This is a genomic window from Pseudoruminococcus sp. (assembly GCF_047012705.1).
Lineage (GTDB): Bacteria > Bacillota > Clostridia > Oscillospirales > Acutalibacteraceae > Pseudoruminococcus.
In genome coordinates this window covers 1-16,745 of sequence record NZ_JBKXNW010000008.1, presented here as the reverse complement: position 1 = coordinate 16,745, position 16,745 = coordinate 1, and the positions used below count along the sequence as shown (strand labels likewise).

Sequence of the window (16,745 nt, the reverse complement as noted above, 5' to 3'; positions counted from 1 at the left end):
CCATCTTCCATCACTTACTACGAGCGAGGCAAAGCCGAGCGATTCCGCGTCTTGGCTGCGGCGACACGCCGCCTCAAGCGAAATTTTTATCTGTCTTAGAAAAGTCAGTCAACTAATAGATTCGCCGCAAACTAATCTTACAGCAATGTAAGAAAATCCCTCAAAATGTAATATAAATAAATAGCCATGCAAATTGCTCTTTGATATAATATAGCTATCAAATAAAGGGGGATAATTATGTATGGCTATTTTAGAAGTTGAAGGGTTAAAGAAAATTTACACAACACGCTTTGGCGGAAATAAGGTTCAGGCACTTAATGATGTGTCATTTTCTGTTGAAAAAGGTGAATATGTAGCAATTATGGGAGAATCAGGTTCAGGCAAGACAACTTTGTTAAATCTTCTTGCCGCCCTTGATAGACCGACAAACGGTGATGTCATTCTTGACGGTAAGCGTCTTTCGAGCGTAAGTGAAAAGGAAATTTCCGCATTCCGCAGAGATTATCTCGGCTTTGTATTTCAAGATTTCAATTTGCTTGATACATTTTCGCTTCAGGATAATATATTCCTTCCTCTTGTTTTATCAGGGAAGAAATATGGCGAGATGAAAAGTAAATTAGACCCGCTTGTCAATCAACTTGGCATATCAGATATTATGCAGAAATATCCGTATGAGGTTTCCGGCGGACAAAAGCAGAGAGCTGCTGTTGCAAGAGCATTGATTACAAATCCAAAGTTGCTTTTGGCAGATGAACCGACAGGTGCATTGGATTCTCATTCAACAGAAAGCCTCCTTAATCTGTTCAATGAAATCAATTCAGCAGGTCAGACTATTCTTATGGTAACTCATTCTGCGAAGGCTGCCGCTCACGCAAGTAGAGTTATGTTTATCAAGGACGGACAGGTTTTTCATCAGATTTATAAAGGTAATTGTACAGAGCAGGAAATGTTCCAGAAAATTTCAGATACATGGACAGTTTTGGCTTCGGGAGGCGAGCAATATGAATAAATTTTTTTATGCACGCCTTGCTGCAAACAATATCAAAAAGAATGCAAAAATACAGATACCATTTATGATAACCTCAATTCTTACGGTATCAATGTTTTATATATTGCTGTCGCTTTCCCTTAATCAAGGTTTCAGAGATGCCGAAGTAGGTAGCACAATGATTCCTATTGTTCTTGGCTTAGGCTGTTGGATAGTTGGAATTTTCGCAGTAATATTTCTATTTTACACATATAGCTTTCTTATAAAACGCCGACAAAAAGAGTTTGGTTTATTTAACATTCTCGGTATGGAGAAAAAGCATATAGCAAAAATTATAGCCTTAGAAACATTCTATACAGCTTTTATAAGTATAGTAGTTGGCTTGCTTGCAGGAGTAATTCTTGATAAACTGATGTATTTACTATTGCTCAGAATAGTAAATCTTCAAACCAATCTGACGCATTATATTTCATTCAAACCTATTATAATTACAAGTATTTTATTTGTATCTATTTTCATAGTGCTTTTCTTGTATTCTATTCTAAAGGTTCGTCTTACAAACCCCATTCAGCTTTTACATGGCGGTCAGGTAGGTGAGAAAGAGCCTAAAACAAAAATTCTTATGGCAATAATAGGACTTATTTGTCTTGGCATAGGCTATTATCTTTCTATTATGACAAAAGATGCCGTTAATGCAGTAAATCTTTTCTTTATAGCAGTTATCTTTGTAATAATCGGCACATATTTTCTATTTGTAGCAGGAAGTATTGCCTTGCTTAAAATGCTTCGCAAGAATAAAAAATATTATTATAAGACCAGTCATTTCATAAGTGTATCGGGTATGCTCTATCGTATGAAAAAGAATGCCGTCGGCTTAGCAAATATCTGTATCTTGTCAACAATGGTACTCGTTATGCTTTCAACAACACTTTCGATGATGCTTGGCTTAGACGATGTTCTCAACCGCAATTATCCCTATGATATAAGCTTTGATGTTTCAAGTCCTGAATATTATAATATTTCTGATAAAGATATGGAGAAAACAGTTAAAGATATTATCGCTAAACATAACTTAAATATTACAGAAGAAAAATCTTATAGGAATATTTCACTTTATTCTGATAATATTAAATTTGAATCTGATATAAATAATATAGATTGTATGGTAAAAGTCATTCCGATTTCTGATTATAACTCTTGCACAAATCAGAATAAAACTCTTAGACAAAAAGAACTCTTATTTTATACTAATACAGGCATTTCTCAAACAGATAAAATAAAGCTTATGGATAATGATTATAAGATTTCGGAGTATAATTCCGATATTCCAAAAGCATTTATTAGTTCGAGTAGTCAAATCAGTACTGTACTTATCATAGTAAATGACGAAGAATTTAATAATATAGATAACCAATTCTCAAAATACAATGAAGAAATAAGTGGTATAGATGATTATCAATCGAGCGTATCAAACTATCATAATATGAATATATCAGGCTCAGATAGTGAAAAGCTTTCAGCCTATAATGATTGTCGTAATGAACTTCAAAATAGTCCTGTATTTTTAAAAGGTCGTATAGAGCAGAAAACAGCAATACTTTCAATTTATGGTAGCCTGTTCTTTATAGCATTGTTCCTTGGCATACTGTTTATAGGAGCAATGGTGCTTATAATTTACTATAAACAGATTTCAGAGGGCTATGAAGATAGGGAACGCTTTGATATAATGCAAAAAGTCGGCTTGAGCTATAGTGAAGCAAAGAAAGCAATTCGTTCACAAATACTTATAGTATTTTTCTTACCGCTCATAACAGCGTGTATCCATGTAGTATTTGCATTCCCAATGATTTCAAGAATATTGTCATTAATGACGCTTTCCAATGACAGTATAAATCTGAATAATACCCAGTTGTATATTTGGTGTACTTTAGCTTGTTTCTTAATATTTGCCATTCTTTATATGGTTATTTATATAGCGACAGCAAGAACCTACTATAAAATAGTAAAGTCAGGAGCGAATACCGACTTGCGTATATAATAAAAAAGACAAAGGCATCGCATTGTTTTTGCGATGCCTTCGTCTTTAGCAAAAATTGTGATAAGGGAAAAATGATAGATAGAATGTTTATAACAAACTATCCACTTAATATTATAGCAGAAAATTTCGATTTGTGTTAAAAGTGGTAAAATTTGACGGTTTCTGGTAAACTTTGTACGAATGATTCTTTTATAGAACCAAAAAGTCATTTAATCAGCAAATAAAGCATAAAATTATATTAAAAAAGTTTTGGTGATTTATATGTTTTATTCTCTGAAATTTAAAAAAATAATTCTTACGATAGTGAAAATTGCAATAATTTTATTATGTTGTGTTTTGCTTACAATCTTTCCAAAGGGTGCGTCCGAAGGCGCAAGAAAGGGACTCAAATATTGCCTCGAACTTTTAGTACCGTCGTTGTTTCCGTTTATGGTTTTGTCATCGTATATAGTTCGTTCCGGAATATCGTCAATGTTTGGCAGAATATTTTCTCCTATAATGAAATTTCTTTTCAGACTTGATGGTTCAACAGCACCTACTGTAATAATGAGTTTCATAGGAGGCTTTCCTGTTGGTGCAAGAGGTATAGCAGGAATGTATGAAACAAAGCAAATCTCCTTAAATCAAGCAAGGCGAATGTCGCTCTTTTGTGTCGGTGCAGGACCGGCATTTTTGATAACGGCGGTGGGAACAGTTCTTTTAGGTAATGCAAAGCTTGGAGTAATCCTACTCATATCTCAGCTTGTGTCAGGTTTAATTTTAGGAATAATCTCAAGATTTTTTTATCCTGAAAAATCCATAAAAGAGAAATCTAAGCCAAAAGATAATATCAGCCAACAAAATGCTTTCATAAAAGCTTGTACAGATGGCTCAAAGGGAATAATTTCATTGTCGGCTTTGGTTATATTATTTCAGACATTCATAGGAATTATAGAGCAGAGTGAGGTAGAGCAGTTTATAGAGAAAATATTTTTATCTATGGGCTTGAGTTGTTCAAAGATAATTTTGCCATCAATTTTAGAAGTTACAGGTGCGTGTAATGTAATCGCAGAAGGTACATTCCCGCTATATATTTTGTCTGCGGTTATAGCCTTTGGAGGTTTGTGCGTACACTTGCAGATATGGGGTATACTTTCAGAGATACATCCGAATAAGCTGTTGTTTATTCTTTTCAGAGTTTTTGCCGCTATACTTAATGGATTTTGCACATACATAATTACATTATTCTATAATCCGATAAATAATGTTTTTAGTAGTTTTGCAGAGAGAGCAACACCAAATACAGCAACACATCTTACCGGCGGAATAGCAATTCTTGTATTATCGATGCTGTTTTTGTTGAGCATATCCGTCAAAAAAAGAGCAAAATAAAATTGCGGCGGGCCGCCGCTGTCAAGACGCGGAATCGCTCGACAAGTCTCGCTCGTGGTGAGTATGAGAGATTTACCCACGCGGAGGACTAAACTACCGTTCAGTTGATGTGCTTCTTTAAGATAACTAAAAGTTTTGCTCAAGCTTTGTCAAAAGCTTGCAGTTTCCAAAGGTTCTGCCTTTGGTCGCTCTCTGCAGAGAGCGAAATGCTTTTGGGCGAAGCCCAACATTTATTTTTTCCCAATCGGTGGACGAAGTCCACCGATTAATTCTTTTGTTAGCAATAAATTTTCCTTGTGCTTTATATTTTTTTATCAGTTTCAGCCTGTTCTTCCTGAATATCTTCTTCATCGGGATATTTTATACTTGGAATAGGATTTTCAGAGTTTTCATCAAATTCATTTCCGAGCGGAATATTATTACTTTTATAGAAATCACTTTTAATTTTAGTCAAGGTATCCATATTTTTACAAATACGCTTATATAGAGTATCAAGCCTGTCATCGAGAGTTATAGTTCCAATTTTTATATCACGCCTGAGCCAAGCTATATCCTCACGAAAAAGATTAACTTCTTTTTCAATCGTGTCAATGACATTGACAGCGTCCATAGCCTTTTCTTGAGCCTCATCAATAACGCCCAAAGCACGAGCCTCAGCCTTCATTTTTATATTCATAAGGCTTTCTTGCAGTTCGTCATATCTTTTTGCCTTGATTACAAGCAAGTCGTATTTTTCTTGTAGTTCGTGTTTTTCCTCAAGACGAAGACGAAGTTCTGCTTCATATGCCTGTATATCGTTTTCACGCTGAGCAGTAACATCTGCAAGCTGCATTTGTAGCGATTGAACCGATTTATATAAAGCATTTCTTGCGGCTGTAATTTCGATTAAGGAAGTTTTTTTGTCTGAAAGTTCAAGTTCAGCCTCATGCAAACGATCTTTAAGCTGTTCAAGCTCCATTTCGGGAGTAAGCTTTTTTTCAACTATACTTTTTTCATTGTCGGCTATATTATCGTTCAATATTTCGTTCATGGATACCACCTCAAAAAAATCAATCATATCCATTATATCAGAAAAAATAATATTACACAATGCTTTTTTTGTATAAAATAAACTTCTCTAAGACACTTAAAAGTTTTGCTCGAGGCGGCGAGCCGCCGCACCCAAGACGCGGTGCGTGACCACACAGGACAAGACGCGGAATCGTTTGACAAGTCTCGCTCGTAACGAATATGGGGAATCTACACACGCGGAGGACTAAACTACCGTTTAGTTTCAAAATTTCCCTAAGATAATTAAAAGTTTTGCTCAAGCTTTTGAAAAAGCTTGCAGTTTCCAAAGGCAGAGCCTTTGGTCGCTCTCCGCAGAGAGCGAAACACTTTATCCTTCTCTGAGCGTAGGAGGGTAGAAAAACATTCCAGTGGAATGTTTTTCGTAGGGAACCCTCGCATGGGGTTCCCTAAAGAAGTGCCTTGTTCTTAAGATATAAAATCGCTTGATAAACCTATTACTAACTTATGCTAATTTACCATCTTATCCTCAGCAATAATTATTTTTAATGCCTCGATAGCAGTAAGAACAGCATTTTCGGTATTGATGTTTTCGGAATTATCTCCAGATTTTCTGCGTTCCTGATTCCATATTGCGTGTAGAATAGAACCAGCACGAATATTTCTCAACGCTGAAACAGTAAAAAGAGCCGCAGTTTCCATTTCAGAAGCAAGCACACCACATTTTATAAAGGCATTCCACTTGTTTTCAAGTTCATATGAAACGGCCATAGACGCAGGATTATGTTGACCATAAAAAGAATCCTTACTATGTACAATTCCCGTATGATAGCGTTCATCAAGCTTTTTTGCAGCCTTAACTAAAGCAGATGTAACCTCGAAATCAGCAGTAGCAGGTAATTCTATCGGAGCATATTCCTTAGAAGTACCCTCCGCACGAACCGCCGAAGTAGCTATGATAAGGTCGCCGGATTTTACAGTTTCTTGCATACCTCCACAAGTTCCGACACGAATAATAGTATCCACACCGAGCATATGAAGTTCTTCAAGAGCGATAGCCGCAGATGGACCACCTATACCCGTAGATGTCACCAAGACATTTTTACCGCAGAGAGTGCCAAAATAGGTAGTATATTCTCTGTTTGAAACAAGATAATCCGCATCTTCAAGGTAAGAGGCTATTTTTGATACACGAGCAGGGTCGCCTGGAAGAATAGCATATTTAGCCTTAACCGTTCTTGGAATTTGCAAATGAAAAAGCACATTTTCATTCATAAGCAATAAGCCTCCTTATAAAGTGTCTTATGCAATCAGAACATATCGTTCTTTTTCAGAATTATAAAAGCTAAAATCATCAGTACAGCAGATAGTATAAATGGGAACCACCAGAAATTATCAAACGGAAGACCTCCATCGATGTTCATTCCGTATAAGCCGGAAATAACTGTAGGAATAGAAACAATCAGCGTCAAAGAAGCAAGAACCTTCATAACATAGTTAAGGTTGTTGCTTATAACAGATGAGAAAGTATCCATTGTGCTCGACATAATGTTAAGGTGTATGCCAACCATTTCTATTGCCTGTTTAATCTCGATAAGAACATCTTCAAGAAGGTCTTGGTCGTCCTCATAAAGCTTGATATGTCTGCCACGCATAAGCTTTTCGAGAGTAATTTCATCAGCCTTTAGTGAAGACGAAAAATAAACCAGCGATTTCTGAATTTCAAAAAGCTGGATAATTTCTTTATTTTTCATAGATTTTTTCATTTTTTCTTCTACATGCTCGCTGATTTTATCAATCTGCTTGATATATTGCAAATATCTCGCCGCAACTCTGAGCATTATATGAAAAACGAATTGAGTTTTATAGTTAGTGAGAACATCTTTAACAACGCCCTCAGAAAATTCACTAAGAATAGGGTTTTCTTTAATAGAAACAGTTATAACATTTTTTTCAGTAATCATAATGCCAATAGGCATAGTAGCGTATCTTATACTCTTGTTAAACTTTTCAACAACAGGAATATCTATAATTATAAGTGTAACTCCGTTTTCGTTATCTATATGAGAGCTTTCTTCTTCATCAAGAGACGCCCTGAAAAAATCAGGTTCAATATTAAAATCCTTTATGAGACTTGCAACCTCGTCACCCTCAGGTTCAACGCAGTTTATCCAACAACCCGGTTCATAATTATCAATGGCTTCAATTCTGCCATTAATGGTTTTGTAGTAGTTTATCATTTTTGTGCACTTCCTAACAAATCAAATCAGAGCACAAAAAATACATTATGCGCTCTGTTTATAGTATGAATAATAGCAATCCGTATTCGACCAACAGACGGGTCAGAGCCCATAATGTTTACCCCTTTCATAGTTTAAAATATAAAAAAATTAAAAGCAAATTAACATTTTCTTAATATATTATACCAATAAATTCGCCGAAACGCAAGAATTTTACGAAATATTGACTTTTGTTTTTCGTAGGATTTATTTTTAGTTATCAGAAAAATAATGCACCATAAAACACTATCTTAATCTTGCAAAATTATAGACGAAAATTCATATTTGTGTTAAAATAAGCTTTAGTATAATTGAAAAAATCGGGTGATTATTTTATGTCTAAAGAACTTAGCCAATGTCAGATGATAGAAAGAAGTCTTTCAAAGACCTATAGAAAGAGAATATGGGTACCATTTATTATGGCAATAAAGAAATATGAGCTTATTCAAGAGGGTGATAGAATAGCCGTTTGCATTTCCGGTGGAAAGGATTCAATGCTTTTGGCAAAACTTCTGCAAATGCTCCAGCGACATAGTGATTTTCCCTTTGAACTTGTATTTCTTGTTATGGACCCTGGTTATAATAGCATTAACCGAGAAAAGATTGAGAGTAATGCAAAGCTACTCGAAATACCAATAACAATATTTGAAACCGATATATTTAATATAGCCGATAGAACCGAAAAAAATCCCTGCTATCTTTGTGCTAAAATGCGTAGAGGTCATTTATATAGTCAGGCTAAGAAACTTGGCTGTAATAAAATTGCACTCGGACATCATTTCAACGATGTTATAGAAACGACTTTGTTAGGAATGTTTTATGGTTCTCAACTTCAAGCTATGCTACCAAAACTTCATAGTACAAATTTTGAAGGTATGGAGCTTATCAGACCGCTTTATTGTGTACACGAGGACGATATAATAGCGTGGACAAAATATAATCATCTCGAATTTATTCAGTGTGCCTGTCGCTTTACAGAAAAATCCGCTGAAAGTGAGGATGGCATAGGAGCATCAAAGCGAAAGGAAGTAAAGGAACTTATCCGTAAATTAAAGAAAGACAATCCGAATATTGAGAAAAGCATTTTCAATAGTATACATTCGGTTTGTTTAGATACTATGGTTGGTTATAAATCGAATGGTGAAGAACATTCCTTTTTAGATAATTACTAAAAAATTGTTTATCTCCAATATAGCTAATGCACTTTACATAAGACACTTAAAGTTTAGGTCAAATCTTTGAAAAGGCTTGCGGATTCTAAAGGTAGTCACCTACGGCAGAGCCCCTAACATTCTTTGTTTTTTGAGTGGCGGATTTTATCCGCCACTTTTTTATTTTGTCAGCAAAATTAGTTAAAAAGGGACGGACTTTGTCCGTCCCTTATAGGGCAAGAGATGTTAAGGGCTTCGCTCTTAACACCCACGAGGGACTCCGTCCCTCGACCCTGCAAGCTTTTGAAAAAGCTTGAGCAAAACTTTTAATTATCTTAGGGAAATTTTGAAACTAAACTGTAGTTTAGTACTCCGCGTGGATAAACTTCCTAAACTAATTACGAGCGAGACTTGTCGAGCGATTCCGCGTCTTGACTGCGGCGGCACGCCGCCTTGAGCAAAACTTTTAATTATCTTAGGGAAATTTTGAAACTAAACTGTAGTTTAGTACTCCGCGTGGATAAACTTCCTAAACTAATTACGAGCGAGACTTGTCGAGCGATTCCGCGTCTTGACTGCGGCGGCACGCCGCCTTGAGCAAAACTTTTAATTATCTTAGGGAAATTTTGAAACTAAACTGTAGTTTAGTACTCCGCGTGGATAAACTTCCTAAACTAATTACGAGCGAGACTTGTCGAGCGATTCCGCGTCTTGACTGCGGCGGCACGCCGCCTTGAGCAAAACTTTTAATTGTCTTAGATAAGTTTATTAACTCATAGGTAAGGCTTATTAATTTATCAAATATATAGCAAGATTGAGATAACCCGCAAAGCTTACCCAAATTAAATATGGAATCATAAGATATGCAGCAGTTTTAGACGCTTTTGAAAAAAGTATTATACAAGCAAGAATTAATAACCATAAAACTACAAGCCATACAAAAGCAAATAGATATTGCTCAAGATTAAAGAATATTATCGACCAAAAGAAATTGAAAAAAAGCTGTACTCCATAAGTTGTAAGTGCAATTTGCTTTGCCTGTTTATTTATATCTGATGTTAGTACGAGATATGATGCTACACCCATAAGAATATAGAGTATTGTCCATACAATAGGGAATAGTATAGCAGGTGGCGATAACGGCGGTTGATTAAGATTTCCGAAATTCACCATTTGGTTTCCGGAAATTAAAGCCGATAATCCACCAACTAAAAGTGGAATAAGTATACATATAATGAGTTCTTTCCATTTTATTTTCAAAAGAACCACCTCCACAATATTTTATGCAGAGATTTATAATGCTATGTTAAGTTTAAAATAATGCTTTATATTATGTTTGATGTATGATATAATTTATTATATATTTGAAATGTTCGGTAGCATAAAACATTCACGCAAAATTAGGTCATTTCTTGACAAATACGAACTTATGTTCTATAATATAAATATAAGGTACACACTAAGTGGTGATATATAAGCTTTTATTAGTACTTGCAGTGAATTGGTTGCTAAAAGTATTGGGGCATAAGAGCGTTGTCAGTAAAAGCTTAAATGATTAGTAATATATTTTGCTATTGGGCAGGCAAAGTAAATAAAAGGAGAAAATTTATGGAACAGCATTTTATAAAACCGCCTGTTGAAATCAAATATGCGGAGGAACTTTCCGCCTTAAAGCAGAATGATACTGCAAGAAAGCCTGAAAATTGGTATCTCTCACCGAAAGCTGTAAGAACTTTTATACTTGGTTCAAAAAGTCCGATAGAGTATAATGGTAAGACCATTGAAATTAAAAAGAAGTTTTTCGGAAATGATGCTTTGGTCGAAAGATGTATCATAACTCTTGCAGGCAGTCGAGGACTTATGCTTGTCGGTGAGCCTGGAACAGCTAAAACAATGCTTTCCGAACTTCTTTCAGCGGCTATAAGCGGAACGAGTACAAATACCGTTCAGGGAACAGCCGGTACAACAGAGGATATGATTAAATATAGCTGGAACTATGCACTTCTTTTAGCAAAAGGCCCTGTCAAAGAGGCTTTAGTTCCATCACCGCTTTATGTTGGAATGTCAAAAGGTATAATAACACGCTTTGAGGAGATTACAAGAACTCCTGCAGAAATTCAGGATAGCTTAATATCTGTTATGAGTGATAAGGTTCTCAATATTCCTGAGCTTGATGACGGCGGTCTGCTTTTCGCAAAGCCGGGCTTTAATATTATTGGTACAGCGAATATCAGAGATAAGGGCGTTAATGAAATGTCAAGTGCGTTGAAAAGACGCTTTAATTTTGAAACAGTAAACCCTGTCAAAGATGTAAAGCTTGAGAAAAAGATTATTATGAACGAAGTCGAGCAGAATGCCCTTGCCAATAAGATTGAAATGCCAATAGATGTAGATGTTGCAGAACTTATTGCAGTTACATATCACGAGCTTAGAGAGGGCGTTTCAGAAACCGGCATAAAGATAGATAAGCCATCAGCAGTTATGAGTACAGCAGAGGCTGTTTCAGTTTACTATCAGACCTTATCTAATGCTTGGTATTATGATGAAGATAAAATAAATCTTGCTGACCTTGTAAAAAACCTCAGCAATGCAGTATGCAAGGATACAAAAGACGATGCCGAAAAGCTCAAAGCGTATTTTAACACAGTAGTAAAATTCAAGGCTGAAAAATTCGGCGGTATCTGGAAAGAATTTTATTCAGTGCGTGATAATGCACGATAAATACTAAGCTTATCAGTAATTTGATATTTGAATTTTAATGTTGTTTTCAGAAAGATTTTTAGTTTCAGAAAATATACTCAACATATATTCAGATATTTGTTTTGTATAGAAATGGTTGCTAAATTTTTCATCATTAACATCAAAAGACGATAAGGGAGTGGAAAGCCCTGTGCCGATAAGCTTGACATAGGCTTCCTTTTTCGTCCATATCTCATAAAAAGTATTGTTTTGGTTTTTGCTTTCAAGAATGTATTTATATTCATTTTCTGAAAAAAAGCGTTTTGCAATTTCAATTCGTGCATCAGAGATTATTTCTGTATCAATTCCGATTGGTGAAGTATCACTTACAAAGGCGACGCAGTTTCCCGAATGAGAAACCGAAAAATGAAATTCAGGAAAGTTTTTGATAGAGGGCTTTCCATGTTCATTATATTCAAACTGAATTTCATTAGATTTAATACCCGTTTGTTTAGATGCCTCAGTACATATTAGTAAACCCGAAAATAAAGAAAGAATTTTATCCTTATCAAATCTAAAACGAGATATTTTTTCTAATCTTTCATTAGGTAAAAATGAAAGATACTTTTCATATCGTGAAAATTCGCAAGAAGTATCAACAAATACTAATTTTACATTAAGCATAATAAATCATCCTCAAAATAATAATTAATTCATTATAACAAAATTTTTGATTACTTACAATCTTTGCTATTTCAGATTTTTTAAGCTTAAAAAGTAATTGACATTTTATAAGGTATTTGATATACTATTTAAGTATTTTAAATATGCGGATATGGCGGAATTGGCAGACGCGTATGGTTCAGGTCGCACCACCTCGGTGTAAATTCATTTCAGTAACTATATCCTGCAAATTGTGGATTAAGCGATATGCTCCACCTCGGTTCTCACCTCTCAACCGTGTAAAAATTCAGAGAGAAAATTAAATATGCACCCGTGGCGGAACTGGCAGACGCGTATGGTTCAGGTCCATATTTTCGAGAGGAAGTGCAGGTTCAATTCCTGTCGGGTGCACCATTGACCTTGTAATCCATCACAATTTACAAGGTCTTTTCTTTTTTCCATAATAAATGCTTTGATTTCGTTTGTAAGATTTCAAAATTTTTTTGAGTAGTCCAACGAGTAATAATTTTATGTACGAATAGCGTAAAATACATGCAATGATAAAGTCATTTCTGGATAACAAAAAATACCCTACGGATACTATAGAATCAATAAATCGCAGACAAACGAATGCGACTTAGTTATTGAAAACAATAAACAAATCTTATTTCTTGAAATAAAAAACAGACATTTACCTGAAACATTTGAACAAGGCGATGATGTTAGTACTTTACGTTGTCTTGCTGAAGGTATGATTAAGGCCCAAATACAATGCTTGAAGCTTGAGTATTTTTTAAAAAAGAACGGAAACATTATTCTATAAGATGATAGTGATGAGGATAAACCTGTTACTTATCAATTGAACTGGAATAAAAGACGTATTATATGCATTAGCATTTGTGCTCACGAATACTTATTCTTAACAAATAAGGGTTTTAGTAAAAATTCTTAGAAAGCTTATTAGTTTCCACATACCATGCGAATGATAAAAATAAAGAGAGTGAGTTGTATAATCCGAACAAAATGAGTAACGAATTAAAAAACATAGTAAATGAAATGTTTAAATCCGATATGAATCTTAATCAAGTGTTCTTTGATACATTATTTAGGAGTACCCAACAGTTGCATGCCATATTGAGTGTAATTAACTCGTTGGATGAGTTTATACATTATTTAACCGAACTGATATATATCAATGATGTATATTGTCAGTTGCTCAGAAGTATTAAAATGACAAAAATGTAAAAGGAGATAAAATATGAGTTTACAACATGGTGACAAACTATTTGTATTTTATGATAATGACAAGATACCGAAGCACGGAAGGTATTCGTATTTCGGAACTGATTTTGGAACGGTATCTGGGTTTAGTCAGTATATAGACGGTTATATATTTGCTGCGAAAGTCTTATATAGCGAATTTGTTTCTTGTGATAGCTATAGGAATGATATTCTTGATACAATCATTTATCCACTATGCTTTAATTATCGTCAAATCATTGAGCTTTATATCAAATACTTATATTTCAAATATTCTGGAACAAATGATACTGATAAAGAGAACTTCGTAAAACGTGTGAGCCATAAACTCAATAAAGCGTGGTTAGAAGTAAAACTTTATTTGCTACCGTTGCTGTCCAAAATAAATAGTTCAATAGACATTACTCTCTTTGATGAGTTTATTAATGAAGTAGATTCTTTTGATACAGATTCTTTCCGTATGCGCTATCCTATCAAAAAGGATTTAACCCCTGTACATACTTCATCAGTTAAACTTGATGTCGTAGGATTACATTCTAAAATGATTGATTTATTTAACTTGTTTCACAGACTAGATTGTGAAATTGAAAATGTGCTTATAAATAACGATTATAATGTAGAACTGACAAACAATATAAAACGTATTTATAATAAATATAAGGACGAAATAATCGAAGTCTCAAAAAAACTAAATAAACTAGCAGATAAGGAACAAACTGAATTAAAAGAACCACAAGCACATAGTATTGCTGACTATGTTGAAAGTGATTTATTCTATAATCCTCATAATACAGAGTTTGAAGATTTGATTATGAGGTTGCCATCCGAAAATGCCTTTATTCTAGGTTTGCTGATTCAGGTTGGTAGAAATATTGCTGACGGAAATTGCAAGTTGGCGGTAAACGAGGAACGAAAAAATGATTTTAATAAACTAATGGAAATAACATTGCAACAATGTGACTCGTTTATTTCTTTAAATGGTCTTTATTCAAATAGGGATATGTGCTATTCTCTATTTGAAAAAGGATATATAGTTTCTTCTAGATGGCTGAACCTCTCTCTTGAAATAATAGAAAGTGTTAGTTGACGTATATATTTATATATAAAAATCGGCAGCGGGCAACCCATAAAATTTTGTGTAAATAATCCTTCAAGCAATAACAAAACTGTAGAATATCCGCACCACAAAAAGCCGGATTTTATCGAGCGTGCTTTTTTCCATTTTCCATTGCTTAAATCGTTGGCAGACGCACAACCTTGGGGTTGAGACTTCTTGTATATTTACTACAAATTTAATTCTGTTAAATTATGCAATTGTCATAATTTTTTATTTATAAAGGTCGTGTGTCTGCAAATCATTTTACCCTTGCAATATGAGATTATGCTCCACACCGCTTTTCCCGTAAATCTCATAATGTTTTGTAAATTTGGCTTTCAGATTAATTTCTATCCTCAGCTTTTTATCACTCTCATAAATTTTGATTTCATCAACCAGCAACCGTAAATTTGCATCACTGATTGCTCCGTCCTTGATGATTTCTTCAATCAGGTCTACGGTTTTCTTCAACTCTGATTTGCGTTTCTTAATCGTTGTATTGTAGTATTTAATAGATTCAATTTCTTCTGTTATCTGCTGTATATCTTCTTCGCAAGTTTTTAGCATTTCGGTATAGATTTCTGCGTGTTCCTTATCCCTGATGCGTTCAAGGAGTATTTCTTTTTGGTCGCTCTTGCGCTGTTCAAGCCTATCTTCCAGCTTTTTCAGCTTGTTATTAACCGTGTTTTTCTTCTTCATCCACTTCTTAACATCGGTTTCAATGGACTTGTAATTTTCAATTGCAGAGTCCTTGACCGCAAGAATTTCCTTGTATATCAGTTCATCAAGGTCCCTTTCGTTTACCCTATGCGGACTGCAATTCTCCTTGCCGTATCGGTGATAGCCGTTACATACATATTCTATCCTATCGGGATGTTCTCGCCATTTTCTTGTTTTGCATACAAAACACGAGCCGCAGTCACCGCACTTGATAAGTCCTGCATATCTGTGACATGGTTTATTACTTCCTGCTCTTACATTTCTTTTAACTTTATCCGAGATTAAAAATTGTACCTGCTTCCACTTATCCTCATCGATAATGGCAGGTACAATATTTTCATGTCTGTATTGTTCCTCTTCGGGAAGATTCTTTCTGATGTGATTGATTTTATTGTTGTAGGTCTTGTGATTAACCACCGTACCTATGTAAAACTCGTTTTCAAGAATTCTCTTGACACCTTTGTTATCCCATAGGTATCTTCTGCCTATCTCGGGTTTGTTGTAGCCGAGATTCTTGCCGAATAGTTTTTTCTGATAGTATGCAGGAGATTTCACACCTTCCTCGTTCAGAATTTTCGCTATTGCATTGAATCCGTAACCGCTTAAATACATATCAAAAATTCTACGGACAATTTCTGCGTGTTCCTCAACTATGACTATTTCGTTGGTATTCTTATCTTTGAAATACCCCATAGGCGGTGTCAGGACAAGTCCGTCCTTTAACTTTTGATTCATGCCTGCTCTGACTTTCTTTGAGATATCACGGGCATACATATCATTGAACAGTCCTTTAAAACCGATAATCAAATCGTCCGATTCGTTTCCTGTGTCAAGATTTTCAGTTACAGAAACTACATTGATTCCATTTTCCCTTAGGTAGTCAATGAATATTGCTGTCTGAGTTTTATGTCTGCCGAGCCGTGACATATCCTTTACAAGGATTGTTTCAAAGCTTTTCTTCTCAACCTCTTCATAGATTTTATTGATGCCCTCTCGATTGAAGTGCATTCCCGAAACATTATCGTCATACGACTCTCCCACAATTTCGTGATTGTTTGCCTTAGCATATTCGACTAATATATTTCGCTGATTTGTCAACGAGTTAAGCTCGGCATCTTCATCTCTTGACAGTCTGTAATACAACCATACTTTCATTTTGATTCTCCTCTCCGTTTTATCATCTGAATGTTGTGGTCACATCACCTCGGTGCAACCACAACATATCACAACTCGTTTCTAATATCCAGCTATTAAGCTGACTTTTTATCAATAATATTTTCATCATCTGGCAACAGATTATTTTCCGAAACATAATCCTTGATTACACTTTTCAGAAAAGTATTAAATTGCTCGTCTGTGCCTGTGTAGTTGTAAAATACAGATTCAATAATTACTGGTTCTGATTTTCTGCTCATAATCCTCCTTTCTTCGACTACATTTGTGTAATACTTGATCTGTTTTCAAGAAAGGCTATCGCATATAAGTTATCTCC

General features: G+C 34.9%; 14 protein-coding genes and 1 tRNA gene. 7 read left to right on the top strand and 8 right to left on the bottom strand.

Going from position 1 to position 16,745, the window contains the following annotated elements:
- Window positions 1-241: 241 nt before the first annotated feature.
- Window positions 242-1,009 (top strand): ABC transporter ATP-binding protein, encoded by a 768-nt coding sequence (locus ACLU24_RS08895; protein ID WP_412612045.1) that lies wholly within the window; start codon window positions 242-244, stop codon window positions 1,007-1,009.
- Window positions 1,002-3,026, top strand: coding sequence for an FtsX-like permease family protein (locus ACLU24_RS08890; RefSeq protein WP_412612042.1), 2,025 nt, complete (start codon window positions 1,002-1,004; stop codon window positions 3,024-3,026). Before ACLU24_RS08895 ends, ACLU24_RS08890 begins: the two co-directional genes overlap by 8 nt.
- 266 nt (window positions 3,027-3,292) lie before the next feature.
- Here the strand turns inward: ACLU24_RS08890 and ACLU24_RS08885 are convergent, their stop codons facing one another.
- On the bottom strand, window positions 3,293-3,583 hold the full coding sequence (locus tag ACLU24_RS08885; protein WP_412612304.1) for a hypothetical protein: 291 nt from the start codon (window positions 3,581-3,583) through the stop codon (window positions 3,293-3,295).
- Between ACLU24_RS08885 and ACLU24_RS08880 the strand changes: the two genes are divergently transcribed.
- Window positions 3,474-4,397, top strand: a complete 924-nt coding sequence (locus ACLU24_RS08880; protein ID WP_412612301.1) for a hypothetical protein — start codon at window positions 3,474-3,476, stop codon at window positions 4,395-4,397. The two genes, ACLU24_RS08885 and ACLU24_RS08880, sit on opposite strands and share 110 nt — an antisense overlap.
- 301 nt (window positions 4,398-4,698) lie before the next feature.
- Here the strand turns inward: ACLU24_RS08880 and ACLU24_RS08875 are convergent, their stop codons facing one another.
- The 3 genes from ACLU24_RS08875 to ACLU24_RS08865 all read right to left on the bottom strand — a co-directional run bounded on the left by ACLU24_RS08875 (window position 4,699) and on the right by ACLU24_RS08865 (window position 7,645).
- Window positions 4,699-5,427 (bottom strand): hypothetical protein, encoded by a 729-nt coding sequence (locus ACLU24_RS08875; RefSeq protein ID WP_412612040.1) that lies wholly within the window; start codon window positions 5,425-5,427, stop codon window positions 4,699-4,701.
- A gap of 488 nt (window positions 5,428-5,915) precedes the next feature.
- Window positions 5,916-6,680 carry a uridine phosphorylase gene (gene udp, locus ACLU24_RS08870; protein ID WP_412612037.1) on the bottom strand — a complete coding sequence of 255 codons (765 nt, stop codon included), beginning with the start codon at window positions 6,678-6,680 and terminating at the stop codon, window positions 5,916-5,918.
- 35 nt (window positions 6,681-6,715) lie between these two features.
- Window positions 6,716-7,645: a magnesium transporter CorA family protein gene (locus ACLU24_RS08865; RefSeq protein WP_412612034.1), complete on the bottom strand. Its 930-nt coding sequence runs from the start codon at window positions 7,643-7,645 to the stop codon at window positions 6,716-6,718.
- Window positions 7,646-8,019: 374 nt separating this feature from the next.
- Between ACLU24_RS08865 and ACLU24_RS08860 the strand changes: the two genes are divergently transcribed.
- Window positions 8,020-8,856 carry a tRNA 2-thiocytidine biosynthesis TtcA family protein gene (locus ACLU24_RS08860; protein WP_412612031.1) on the top strand — a complete coding sequence of 279 codons (837 nt, stop codon included), beginning with the start codon at window positions 8,020-8,022 and terminating at the stop codon, window positions 8,854-8,856.
- A 768-nt stretch (window positions 8,857-9,624) separates the two neighbouring features.
- Here ACLU24_RS08860 and ACLU24_RS08855 read toward each other — a convergent pair.
- The gene (locus ACLU24_RS08855) at window positions 9,625-10,104 is read right to left on the bottom strand and encodes a TspO/MBR family protein (protein ID WP_412612299.1); all 480 of its coding nucleotides are present in this window, start codon (window positions 10,102-10,104) and stop codon (window positions 9,625-9,627) included.
- Between the two features lie 339 nt (window positions 10,105-10,443).
- On the opposite strand from ACLU24_RS08855, the gene ACLU24_RS08850 reads away from it, so the two are divergent.
- Window positions 10,444-11,556: an ATP-binding protein gene (locus tag ACLU24_RS08850; protein WP_412612028.1), complete on the top strand. Its 1,113-nt coding sequence runs from the start codon at window positions 10,444-10,446 to the stop codon at window positions 11,554-11,556.
- Window positions 11,557-11,568: 12 nt separating this feature from the next.
- Here ACLU24_RS08850 and ACLU24_RS08845 read toward each other — a convergent pair whose 3' ends face one another.
- On the bottom strand, window positions 11,569-12,198 hold the full coding sequence (locus ACLU24_RS08845; protein WP_412612027.1) for a 4'-phosphopantetheinyl transferase family protein: 630 nt from the start codon (window positions 12,196-12,198) through the stop codon (window positions 11,569-11,571).
- Between the two features lie 306 nt (window positions 12,199-12,504).
- Between ACLU24_RS08845 and ACLU24_RS08840 the strand changes: the two genes are divergently transcribed.
- Window positions 12,505-12,591: transfer RNA gene (locus tag ACLU24_RS08840), tRNA-Leu, on the top strand.
- Window positions 12,592-13,435: 844 nt separating this feature from the next.
- Window positions 13,436-14,524 (top strand): hypothetical protein, encoded by a 1,089-nt coding sequence (locus ACLU24_RS08835; protein WP_412612024.1) that lies wholly within the window; start codon window positions 13,436-13,438, stop codon window positions 14,522-14,524.
- Between the two features lie 273 nt (window positions 14,525-14,797).
- On the opposite strand, the gene ACLU24_RS08830 is transcribed toward ACLU24_RS08835, so the two are convergent.
- Both ACLU24_RS08830 and ACLU24_RS08825 read right to left on the bottom strand, forming a co-directional pair.
- The gene (locus ACLU24_RS08830; protein WP_412612021.1) at window positions 14,798-16,408 is read right to left on the bottom strand and encodes a recombinase family protein; all 1,611 of its coding nucleotides are present in this window, start codon (window positions 16,406-16,408) and stop codon (window positions 14,798-14,800) included.
- A gap of 95 nt (window positions 16,409-16,503) precedes the next feature.
- The gene (locus ACLU24_RS08825; RefSeq protein ID WP_181984276.1) at window positions 16,504-16,668 is read right to left on the bottom strand and encodes a hypothetical protein; all 165 of its coding nucleotides are present in this window, start codon (window positions 16,666-16,668) and stop codon (window positions 16,504-16,506) included.
- Window positions 16,669-16,745: the final 77 nt, after the last annotated feature.